Source organism: Parvibaculum sp. (genome assembly GCF_035511255.1).
Taxonomy (GTDB): domain Bacteria; phylum Pseudomonadota; class Alphaproteobacteria; order Parvibaculales; family Parvibaculaceae; genus Parvibaculum.
This window is the reverse complement of the sequence record NZ_DATKFR010000057.1, coordinates 1-10,277: the sequence shown is the minus strand read 5'-3', so window position 1 is coordinate 10,277 and position 10,277 is coordinate 1. Positions and strand designations below refer to the sequence as shown.

The following is a 10,277-nucleotide window of genomic DNA, read 5'->3' as shown; positions in this document are numbered from 1 at the left end:
GGCCGGCATTCCGCTCATCGTCGACAATACCCTCGCCTCGCCCTACCTCATCCGTCCGATCGAGCATGGCGCCGACATTGTCGTTCATTCGGCGACGAAGTTCCTCGGCGGCCATGGCAATTCGATGGGCGGCATCATCGTCGATGCGGGCAAGTTCGACTGGTCGTAGGGCAGCAAATATCCGATGCTTTCGGAACCTTGCGACTCCTATCACGGGCTCGAAATCCACAAGACGTTCGGCAATATCGCCTTCGCCATCGCCTGCCGCGTGCTGGGCTTGCGCGATCTCGGGCCGGCGATCTCGCCCTTCAATGCCTTCATGATCCAGACCGGCATCGAGACGCTGCCGCTGCGCATGCAGCGTCATTCGGATTCGGCGCTGAAGGTCGCGCAATATCTGAAGACGCATCCGAAGGTAAGCTGGGTGTCCTATGCCGGCCTGCCCGACGATCGCTATCACGCGCTCCAGCAGAAATATTCGCCGAAGGGCGCGGGCGCCGTTTTCACCTTCGGCGTCAAGGGCGGCTATGAGGCGGGTGTGAAGCTCGTCAATTCGGTGAAGCTCCTGTCCCATCTCGCCAATGTGGGCGATACGCGGAGCCTCATTATCCATCCCTCATCGACGACACATCGCCAGCTCACCGAAGAGCAGCAGAAGGCGGCGGGTGCCGGTCCCGACGTGGTGCGGCTCTCCGTCGGGCTCGAAGAACCTGCCGACGTGATCGCCGATCTCGATCAGGCGTTGAACGCTTAGTTTTTTAGGGTCCTCTTTCCTCGTCATGGGCGGGCTTGGCCCGCGTATCCACGTCTTTCTCCGAGTGACGAGAAGGAAGTCATGGATACGCGGATCAAGTCCGCGCATGACGAAAAAGGGAACGAGAACAGAGCGAAGATCAGGCGCTCAACCGCCGCGCATGCATAATCGCAAGCGTGAGGACGACGAGCGCGCCTGCTTGATGGGCAGCGCCGAGTGGGATCGGCACCACCCAGAGCAGCGCCCAGATGCCGAGGCCGATCTGGGCAATCACCGCCAGCGCGAGCCAGGTCGCGCTGCGCGAGGTCTCCGCGACATGGCGGGCGGCCCACCAGTGCCACGCCGTCGCGATGGCGACGAGATAGGCGACCATGCGGTGATCGAACTGCGCCGTGAGCTGGCTCTCGAAGAAGTTCTTCCACCACGGCGTCACGAAGAAAAGGTCCGCGGGGACGAAGGCGCCGTTGATGAGCGGCCATGTATTGTAGATGTAGCCGGCCTTGAGACCGGCGACGAAGCCGCCGAGCAGCATCTGAAAGAAAATCAGGCCGGCGAGCAGGACAGCGCCCCGGCGCAAGCCCCGGCTCGCGGCGACAGGCGCATGTTCGCGCCAGAGGCCGAGCGCGACCCAGACCATATAGGCGTAGATCAGCGTGGCGAGGCCAAGATGCGCGGTCAACCTGTACTGGCTGACGTCGATGCGATCCGACAGCCCGCTCTTCACCATCCACCAGCCGAGCACGCCCTGAAGCCCGCCCAGCACGAACATGATCGCAAGCTGCGGCGCCAGCGCGCGTTCGATGCGGCGGGTGGCGAAAAACCAGAGGAAGGGAACGAGGAAGGCGAAGCCGATGAAGCGGCCAAGAAAGCGATGGCTCCATTCCCACCAGAAGATCGCCTTGAAGTCGCCGAGCGTCATGCCCTTGTTGACGAGTTCATACTGGGGGATTTGGCGGTACTTCTCGAAGGCATCGGCCCAGGCTGCGTCGCTCAGCGGCGGCAGCGCACCCATCACCGGCTTCCACTCCGTGATGGAGAGGCCCGATTCCGTCAACCGCGTCAGCCCGCCAACGACCACCATCGCGAAGATCAGCCCCGCAACGCCGAAGAGCCAGATTGCGATCTGCCGGCGGGCGGCCCCGGTTCCGACGATCTCTGTTTCAAGGCTGATGGTCATGGATAGCTCGCGACGTCCCGTTTTAGATCCGGCCGTTTGCGGAACCGGCTTTGCGGAGCCGGCGAGAATGCCGTATCAGAACGCGATCCGCTTCTGGAAGCGACGGAGACTCTCATGCGCCGCCTGCCCCTTCGCGCCCGCAAGCTCATCGGCACCGTGGTGCTGCTGGTCTTCCTGGTGCTCTACTCGTTCCTGATCATGACGATCGCCGTCAGCGGACATCTGCCGGAACATGGGCTGGTGCAGTTTCTCTATTACCTGATCGCCGGCACCATCTGGGCCTTTCCGGCCCGCTACCTGATGATCTGGATGCTGCGCCCGGACGAGCCGGGAAAAGCTTAGAGGAAGCGGCCGGTCTGCACCTTGTTCAGGGCAAACATCACCAGAAGGAAGATCACGATCGGCAGAATGCTGGTCATCGAAGACTCCTGAGACTCGGGATTTGCGCCGGAGATTGCCGCAACCCGGCCGATAAAGAAAGGGTTCTCCGCGATCAAAAATGGCGTTTGGCGAACGCCCTTCCAGAGCCCAGATTGCCCGTACATCCGACGTAGTGCCGGTCGGGAAAGGGCTCGCTTTGCAGCATATAGACATATTTCACGAAGCCCGCCTCCACTTCGTTTCGGCGTGGCATCCGCCCTCGCTGACGCTCCGGCGTAGTCACGCCGAAGCTTTAGCGAAGGCGGATGGTCGGAGCGGCCGGATTCGAACCGACGACCCCTTGTCCCCCAGACAAGTGCGCTACCGGGCTGCGCTACGCTCCGACAAAACCGGTGGGAAGTGGGCCGAGGCCCGTTCCGAAGGCGCGGAATATAGACGCGGGCCCTCCGGGGGGCAACGCCTCAATCCGACCTTTTGCTGGTAATTTTCGGGACGCGGAACGCATCCCTCAGGCCTCGTCGCCCTCGGTCTCCCAAAGCGTCTCGTCGATCTCTTCCTTGAGCGTGACGAGTTCGTCGAGGATCGCCTCGAGGGTCTGCTTGCCGGCGGCATCGAGCGCCCCGCCGCTACCGGACGCGATTTCCTCGCGCTCGCTGCGCTGGACCGCCTCACGCGCCAGTTCTGCCAGGGACGCATCGACCGTGCCCTTGCCGGTCTCGCTGACGAATTTCACGCCCTGCTCGCGGAAGACCTTCTGTACGCCCTTGATCGTGTAGCCATCATTGTAGAGGAGCGTGCGCACACCGCGCAGAAGATCGACATCCTCGGGTCGGTAATAGCGCCGTCCGCCACCGCGCTTCAGCGGGCGAATCTGATTGAACTTGCTCTCCCAGAATCGGAGGACGTGCTGCGGAACGTCGAGTTCGGCAGCGACTTCACTGATGGTCCGGAAGGCGTCGGGCGATTTTTGTATAGACAAAACATGTCCCTGCTGGCGTTCCCCGATCCGATCTCTGAATACCGGTCTGGTCAAGGGAACGCCTCGGGTTGAATACTATTCGGCGGCTGCGGCCTTGCCGCTCAGCGCCGCATTGATGCGCTCCTTGAGCACATGGCTCGGCCGGAAAACCAGAACCCGCCGCGGCTTGATCGGGACTTCCTCGCCGGTTTTTGGATTGCGACCCATCCTGCCGCCCTTCTGGCGGACCGAGAACGAGCCGAAGGACGACAACTTCACAGTATCGCCGTTCGAGAGGCAATTCGAGATGTGCTGAAGCACCGACTCAACGAGGTCCGCCGACTCGTTGCGAGACAGGCCGACCTCCTGATAAACGGCCTCACTCAGGTGAGCCCGTGTAATCGTATCCCCCATGGCCTCTTCCTCCAGGTTCGCCTAAACGTATTGCGGGCGGAGAAACCCGTCAATATCAATAGGATGGCTCAATTTTCTCAGGTTGTCTTGTGCCGGATTACATGGATTCAGGGATGGCTGTCACCAGCGCACCAGCACCGAGCCCCAGGTGAAGCCGCCGCCCATCGCCTCAAGCAGGACAAGGTCGCCCCGCTTGATTCGGCCGTCCTTGAGGGCAATGTCGAGAGCCAGCGGCACAGAGGCCGCCGATGTGTTGCCTTGCTCGCCGACCGTAACGACGACCTTTTCCGGCGGCAGGCCGATGCGTTTGGCCGTACCGTCCAGGATGCGCTTATTGGCCTGATGAGGCACGAACCAATCGATATCCGCCGCGGTCAGCCCCGTGGCCGCCAACGACTCGTTGATCGTATCGGCGATGTTCACGACGGCGTGGCGGAAGACCTCGCGGCCCTCCATGCGGACGTGACCGACCGTTTTGGTCGAGGACGGGCCGCCATCGACATAGAGCTTCTCCTTGAAGCGCCCGTCGGAATGGAGATGCGCCGTCAGGATGCCGCGGTCGGCATTGGTGCCTTCGCCTTCTCCCGCCTTGACGATCACCGCGCCGGCGCCGTCGCCGAAAAGGACGCAGGTCGTCCGGTCGGTCCAGTCGAGAAGACGCGTGAAAGTCTCGGCGCCGATGACCAGCGCAGTCCGCGACTGACCGCAACGGATGAAGGTGTCGGCGATGGTGAGGGCGTAGACGAAGCCCGAGCACACCGCCTGCACGTCGAAGGCGGCCCCGTGATGGAGGCCCAGCTCCGCCTGGACAGTGACGGCGGTGGCGGGGAAGGTGTTATCCGGCGTCGTGGTCGCAAGGATGATCGTGTCGATTTCCTGAGCGTCGATACCGGCATCTGCGATCGCCGCGCGCGCCGCCTTGAGGGCCAGATGCGAGGTCAGTTCGCCCTCAGCCGCAATATGACGCGCATGGATGCCGGTCCGCTCGACGATCCATTCGTCAGTCGTGTCCACGGTCTCGGCAAGGTCATGATTGGTGACGCGCCGCTCCGGCAGATAGCTGCCGCAGCCGGCAATAAAACTCCGGATGATACTCACGATATCGCAGCCTCGGATTCTTCGCTGACAGGATTTGAATGGCCGCCGGCCTGCTCGAAGGCGCTGAAAGCTTCGAGATCGGAGACGATCTTCTTCAGGAGATCGGCAGACGCGACATCCACGGCGACGTCGATGGCGGCGGCATATCCGAGCGGATCGGTGCCGCCATGGCTCTTGACGACGAGACCGTTGAGACCGAGGAAAAGCGCGCCGTTCGAGGTACGCGGATCGAGCTTGTTCGACAAGGCCTTGAAGGCACCCTGCGCGAGCAGATAGCCGAGCCGCGACAAGATCGAACTGCGCATGGCGGCGCGCAGGAACTCCACGATGAGTCTGACCGTGCCTTCGGCCGTCTTGAGCGCGATGTTGCCCGTATAGCCATCGGTCACGACGACGTCGACCGTGCCTTTCGATATGTCGTCGCCTTCGACGAAACCGTGAAAGCGCATGGGGAGCTTCGCCTCGCGCAACATCTGCGCGGCTTCCTTGACCTGCTCGGTTCCCTTGACTTCCTCCTCGCCGATATTCAAGAGGCCTACAGTGGGCCGTTCGAGTCCGAAGATGACGCGGGCATAGGCCTCGCCCATGACTGCGAACTGCACGAGTTGGCGCGCGTCGGGCCCGATGGTCGCGCCGAGATCGAGAACAATGCTCTCCCCGCGCGCCGTCGGCCACATGGCGGCGAGCGCCGGACGCTCGACATGCGGCATCGTCTTCAGGATGACCTTGGCCATCGCCATCAGCGCACCGGTGTTGCCGGCCGAGACGGCGGCCTGCGCACGGCCCGTCTTCACCGCGTCGATGGCGAGCCACATGCTGCTGGTCTTGCGGCCGCGGCGCAGCGCCTGACTTGGCTTGTCGTCCATGGCGACCGCGACCTCGGTATGAACGATCTCGCTCACCGCCGCGACGCGTGGATGATCGTTCAGCACCGGACGCATCTTCGCCTCGTCGCCGAATATCACAAATCGTACATCCGGATGGCGGACGGACGCGATATCGGCGCCGCCGATCACCGTTGCCGGACCATGGTCGCCCCCCATGCCGTCCAGCGCTATCGTGAGTCCACGCGTCACCTAAGCCCCTTTCCCTTCCAGCCGGAATCCTTCGGCGACCGGTTTCGATCGCCTCCCGGCAGCCCGCCCAGAAGATACAAGGTTGCGGTGGCCAGACAACCGACTCTTGCCGCCTTGTTTTCTCGGGATTTCAATCTTTTTTCTTGAGTTTTTCGAGCGCGGCGAAAGGATTCGGCTTCACTTCGTCCGCTTCGGCCTGGTCCGCCAAAGGCTCATCGAGACTCACGCCCTCTTTTCGTGGGTAGGGATCGAGCGCGAGAGCAAGTTGCTCGGCAATCATCTCGCCCACGTCGATGTGACCGGCCTCGAACGGCTCCGGCGGCTCGTCGCTCTCGGTGTCGATTATGATCTCGCGTTCGGCACCCGGCCCACCGGCCGCTTCCTCGAGCATGTCGGCTGGCAGGAAGTGAACCTTGAACCGCTCCGCTAACCGGCTCGGCACCGGCTCCAGCGTCACCACGCATGCCTGTACGACGTCCGCCTCGAACCGCCCCTCGAGCGCGACGCCCAGCTTGCGCCAGTGCCGCATGTTCGCCTCGCCCTTGAGCGACCTCAGTTCGATGAGGTCGAAGCGCTTTGCGAGTGCCGCGCATTCGGCGGCACTCGCCTCGAAGGTAATCGCCCTGCCCTGCGGCGGCAGATCGTCGAGGGCGATATCGATACTGAATTCGGGTTTCGGCTGGCCGGTCATGCGATCGGTCCTTCGGCGAGAACTGGGGGGACCAATGGCGCGGCCGCGAAGCTCGCCCGGCCTTCGAAGAAGGCGCTGTCCGGCTCCTCCGCCAGCGCGGCTACACAGGCCCGCACATAATCGGCGAGCGCCGCGACCTGGCTGGCCGGTACCTCCATCTCGGCGAAGACATTGCGACGAATCGCATCGGCCAGAACATGTTCATCCGCATCGGCGAGACCGGCGTCGTAAGCCGCCATGCGGCCGTAAAAGGACGAGGCCATTTTCTTGATCTTCTTGCCGACCGACAGGTCGCCGACACCTATTTCGCGCAACGTCTGGTCCATGTCGTCGAACATGATGTCGAAGATGCGTTGCGCCAGTGCCCGGCCCGGTTCTTCGGCATCTTTCAAACGCCTGAGCACCAGAAAAGCGTGAAGCATCACCATCTCGAAGCGTCCTTCCAGCGTGTCCGGCACACCGGCATGGATGTAGAGACCGGGCATCCGCGCCTGGGCAACCAGCGCCCGATAGAGGGCAAACGGCACTTCGTCACGGTCCGAGCGACCGAAAATTCTTTTCCATATCATGGCTTTACTCCGTCGCCCGGGGACCGGGCACGTCGCCCGGCTCAGAAGCAGATTGAATTTAGCGAGCGACAGGGGTAGGTCAATCTAACATCTATGGGCCAGGAGGGTTCTCCAACATGACTTCCCAACATCCGCGGCGCCGCGCAAGTTTGCTGGTCGCCGTGGCTTGTCTGACGGCGCTCGGCTCTACCGCGCTGACCAGTTGTTCGCCGATCGTCGAGAAACGCGGCTATGTCCTCGATGAAAAGAACCTGAAACGGATCAAGCCCAACCAGACGACCAAGGAGCAGGTCCGCGACATCATGGGCTCTCCTTCCACCGTTTCGACTATTCCCGACGGTCCGGAGGGCGAAGCCTATTACTACATCAGCAGCACCTTCGAGACGGAGGCCTTCTATCCGCCGGAGGAAGTCGATCGCACGGTCGTCGCCGTCTATTTCTCGAAGGAAGACGTGGTCGATCAGGTCGCTTATTACGGGCTCGAAGACGGTCAGATCGTCGACCTGCAGACGCGCGCCACGCCAACCCGCGGCAAGGAGCTCACCGTGCTCGGTCAGATCTTCAGCAATCTCGGCCGCTTCAACAAGGCGAAGGACGACAAGAAGGGCAGCGGTCCGACGCCAGGCCGCCCCGGCGGCTAGGCTCCCCTAGAGCTTCAACGGACAAAGGCCCCGCACTCTCGCGGGGCCTTTTGATTTTGCCGTCGCCGATTGTCATGAAGCGCAACGCTCAATGAAAAAGCCCCGGCATTTCGGCCGGGGCTTTTCCTTCGCGAAGTCTCCGCTCAGTGCGCGAGCACGGCGAGCAGCAGAAGCGCCACGATGTTCGTGATCTTGATCATCGGGTTGACGGCCGGACCGGCGGTGTCCTTGTAGGGATCGCCGACCGTGTCGCCCGTGACGGCGGCCTTGTGGGCTTCAGAACCCTTGCCGCCATGATGGCCGTCCTCGATGTACTTCTTGGCATTGTCCCAGGCGCCGCCACCCGAGGTCATCGAGATCGCGACGAAGAGACCGGTGACGATGACGCCGAGCAGCATCGCGCCAACCGCGGAGAACGCCTCGGACTTGCCGGCGATCTGCAGGATGACGAAATAGAGCACGACGGGCGACAGCACGGGAAGCAACGAGGGAACGATCATTTCCTTGATCGCCGCCTTGGTCAGCATGTCCACCGCGCGCGCATAGTTGGGCTTCGAGGTACCCGCCATGATGCCCGGATCGGCCTTGAACTGACGACGCACTTCTTCCACGACGGAGCCCGCCGCACGGCCGACGGCCGTCATGCCCATCGAACCGAAGAGGTAGGGTAGCAGACCGCCGATGAAGAGGCCGACCACCACGAAGGGGTTCGAAAGCGAGAAGTCCGGCGTCACCCCGATGAAGTAGGGATAAGTTTCCGGCGACGCAGAGAAGAAGTTCAGGTCCTGCGTATAGGCCGCGAAAAGAACCAGCGCGCCGAGGCCCGCCGAACCGATCGCATAGCCCTTGGTGACCGCCTTCGTCGTGTTGCCGACGGCGTCGAGTGCGTCCGTCGTCTTGCGCACCGAGGCCGGAAGATCGGCCATTTCGGCGATGCCGCCCGCATTGTCCGTGACCGGACCGAAGGCGTCGAGCGCGACAACCATGCCGGCGAGCGCCAGCATCGTCGAGACGGCGATGGCGATGCCGAAGAGACCGGCAAGGCTGTAGGTCACGAGGATGCCGACCACGATGATGATCGCCGGCAGCGCCGTCGCTTCCATCGAGATCGCGAGACCCTGGATGACGTTGGTGCCGTGACCGGTGACCGACGCCGAGGCGATGCTCTTCACCGGGCGGAAGGTGACGCCGGTATAGTATTCGGTGACCCAGATGATGAGACCCGTCACGACGAGACCGGCGACGCCGCACTCGTAGAGGCTGAGGCCCGTATAGGTGAGCGTGCCGACGGTGAAGGAGGTGTCGAAACCGACGACCTTGTCGGTGACGAACCAGAGCGCGCCGAGCGACAGGATCGCCGAGGCCACGAAGCCCTTGTAGAGGGCATTCATGATGTTGTTGCTCTTGCCGAGACGGACGAAGAACACGCCGATGATCGAGGTGACGATGCACGAGCCGCCGATCGCGAGCGGATAGGTCATCATGTTGAGCACGGTTTCGCCCGTGCCGCCCGAGAAGAAAATCGAGGCGAGAACCATGGTGGCGACGAGCGTCACCGCATAGGTCTCGAAAAGGTCGGCGGCCATGCCGGCGCAGTCGCCGACGTTGTCGCCGACGTTGTCGGCGATCGTCGCCGGGTTGCGCGGATCGTCCTCGGGAATGCCCGCTTCGACCTTGCCGACGAGATCGCCGCCGACATCCGCACCCTTGGTGAAGATGCCGCCGCCGAGACGGGCGAAGATCGAGATCAGCGAAGCGCCGAAACCGAGGGCGACGAGCGCGTCGATGACGTCGCGCGAGTTGGCTTCATAGCCGAGATAGCCCGTCAGGAAGGCGAAGTAGACCGCGACCGCGAGGAGCGCGAGACCGGCGACCAGCATGCCGGTCACGGTGCCGGCGCGGAAGGCGATGGAGAGGCCGGCGGCGAGGCTCTTCGACGAGGCCTGCGTCGTCCGCACGTTGGCGCGGACCGACACCAGCATGCCGATATAGCCGGCGGCGCCCGAAAGCGCGGCGCCGACGAGGAAGCCGACACCGACCTTGATGCCCAGCAGCCACGAGATCAGCACGAAGATGACGGCGCCGACGATGCCGATGGTGGTGTACTGGCGATTGAGATAGGCGCCCGCACCTTCCTGGATCGCCGCAGCGATTTCCTGCATGCGTGCATTACCCGCATCCGCCGACAACACGGAACGACCCGCGAAAATGCCGTACAGGATTGCGAGACCGCCGCAGCCTATGATAGCCCACAACGCAGTGCTCATTGTTTTGTCCTTGATTTCCCTTGACGAATGTCATCCGGGACATGGCCGTAAACCAGAACGGTCCGGCAAGCCCCCCTCCAGAACGCAGAATGCCGCGGAAGATGCCAAATGCGGGCGGGGAACCTTTCAAGTCAGGCTCTACACTGACACGAAGCTCTTCGTCCTCCAGGCCTGCGGGCTTTCCGTGCTCATGACCTTCGAACAACATCTCTCCGTGGGGCGCGAGCGGCGCCTCATCCCGCGCCGATCGA

The 10,277-nt window shown here is 62.9% G+C and carries 10 protein-coding genes, 1 tRNA gene and 1 pseudogene; 3 read left to right on the top strand and 9 right to left on the bottom strand.

Going from position 1 to position 10,277, the window contains the following annotated elements; genetic code table 11:
* Positions 1-754 (top strand): annotated as a pseudogene (locus VMR03_RS01950) (PLP-dependent transferase); the annotation flags it as partial.
* A gap of 139 nt (positions 755-893) precedes the next feature.
* Here the strand turns inward: VMR03_RS01950 and VMR03_RS01945 are convergent.
* Positions 894-1,931, bottom strand: coding sequence for a COX15/CtaA family protein (locus VMR03_RS01945; protein WP_325401739.1), 1,038 nt, complete (start codon positions 1,929-1,931; stop codon positions 894-896).
* A gap of 114 nt (positions 1,932-2,045) precedes the next feature.
* Between VMR03_RS01945 and VMR03_RS01940 the strand changes: the two genes are divergently transcribed.
* Positions 2,046-2,273, top strand: a complete 228-nt coding sequence (locus VMR03_RS01940) for a DUF2842 domain-containing protein (RefSeq protein WP_325401737.1) — start codon at positions 2,046-2,048, stop codon at positions 2,271-2,273.
* Between the two features lie 345 nt (positions 2,274-2,618).
* Here the strand turns inward: VMR03_RS01940 and VMR03_RS01935 are convergent.
* The 7 genes from VMR03_RS01935 to VMR03_RS01905 all read right to left on the bottom strand — a co-directional run bounded on the left by VMR03_RS01935 (position 2,619) and on the right by VMR03_RS01905 (position 7,118).
* Positions 2,619-2,695, bottom strand: a tRNA-Pro gene (locus VMR03_RS01935).
* A gap of 125 nt (positions 2,696-2,820) precedes the next feature.
* Entirely contained in the window at positions 2,821-3,285 is a 465-nt protein-coding gene (locus VMR03_RS01930; protein ID WP_325401741.1) for a MerR family transcriptional regulator, read from the bottom strand.
* Positions 3,286-3,366: 81 nt separating this feature from the next.
* Positions 3,367-3,684, bottom strand: coding sequence for an integration host factor subunit alpha (locus tag VMR03_RS01925; protein ID WP_325401735.1), 318 nt, complete (start codon positions 3,682-3,684; stop codon positions 3,367-3,369).
* A gap of 120 nt (positions 3,685-3,804) precedes the next feature.
* Positions 3,805-4,782: a beta-ketoacyl-ACP synthase III gene (locus VMR03_RS01920; RefSeq protein ID WP_325401733.1), complete on the bottom strand. Its 978-nt coding sequence runs from the start codon at positions 4,780-4,782 to the stop codon at positions 3,805-3,807.
* Positions 4,779-5,858 carry a phosphate acyltransferase PlsX gene (gene plsX, locus VMR03_RS01915; protein ID WP_325401731.1) on the bottom strand — a complete coding sequence of 360 codons (1,080 nt, stop codon included), beginning with the start codon at positions 5,856-5,858 and terminating at the stop codon, positions 4,779-4,781. The genes VMR03_RS01920 and plsX overlap by 4 nt, the downstream gene beginning before the upstream one ends.
* Before the next feature lie 130 nt (positions 5,859-5,988).
* Positions 5,989-6,549 (bottom strand): DUF177 domain-containing protein, encoded by a 561-nt coding sequence (locus VMR03_RS01910; RefSeq protein ID WP_325401729.1) that lies wholly within the window; start codon positions 6,547-6,549, stop codon positions 5,989-5,991.
* Positions 6,546-7,118, bottom strand: coding sequence for a ubiquinol-cytochrome C chaperone family protein (locus tag VMR03_RS01905; RefSeq protein ID WP_325401725.1), 573 nt, complete (start codon positions 7,116-7,118; stop codon positions 6,546-6,548). Before VMR03_RS01905 ends, VMR03_RS01910 begins: the two co-directional genes overlap by 4 nt.
* Positions 7,119-7,234: 116 nt before the next feature.
* Between VMR03_RS01905 and VMR03_RS01900 the strand changes: the two genes are divergently transcribed.
* Positions 7,235-7,759: an outer membrane protein assembly factor BamE gene (locus VMR03_RS01900; protein WP_325401723.1), complete on the top strand. Its 525-nt coding sequence runs from the start codon at positions 7,235-7,237 to the stop codon at positions 7,757-7,759.
* A 143-nt stretch (positions 7,760-7,902) separates the two neighbouring features.
* Here VMR03_RS01900 and VMR03_RS01895 read toward each other — a convergent pair whose 3' ends face one another.
* Positions 7,903-10,026, bottom strand: a complete 2,124-nt coding sequence (locus tag VMR03_RS01895; protein ID WP_325401721.1) for a sodium-translocating pyrophosphatase — start codon at positions 10,024-10,026, stop codon at positions 7,903-7,905.
* Between the last annotated feature and the right edge of the window lie 251 nt (positions 10,027-10,277).

Coding starts and splice junctions, on each gene's coding strand:
- VMR03_RS01940 (WP_325401737.1), top strand. CDS start 2,046: ATGCGCCGCCTGCCCCTTCGCGCCCGCAAGCTCATCGGCACCGTGGTG.
- VMR03_RS01925 (WP_325401735.1), bottom strand. CDS start 3,684: ATGGGGGATACGATTACACGGGCTCACCTGAGTGAGGCCGTTTATCAG.
- VMR03_RS01895 (WP_325401721.1), bottom strand. CDS start 10,026: ATGAGCACTGCGTTGTGGGCTATCATAGGCTGCGGCGGTCTCGCAATC.
- VMR03_RS01905 (WP_325401725.1), bottom strand. CDS start 7,118: ATGATATGGAAAAGAATTTTCGGTCGCTCGGACCGTGACGAAGTGCCG.
- VMR03_RS01945 (WP_325401739.1), bottom strand. CDS start 1,931: ATGACCATCAGCCTTGAAACAGAGATCGTCGGAACCGGGGCCGCCCGC.
- VMR03_RS01900 (WP_325401723.1), top strand. CDS start 7,235: ATGACTTCCCAACATCCGCGGCGCCGCGCAAGTTTGCTGGTCGCCGTG.
- VMR03_RS01910 (WP_325401729.1), bottom strand. CDS start 6,549: ATGACCGGCCAGCCGAAACCCGAATTCAGTATCGATATCGCCCTCGAC.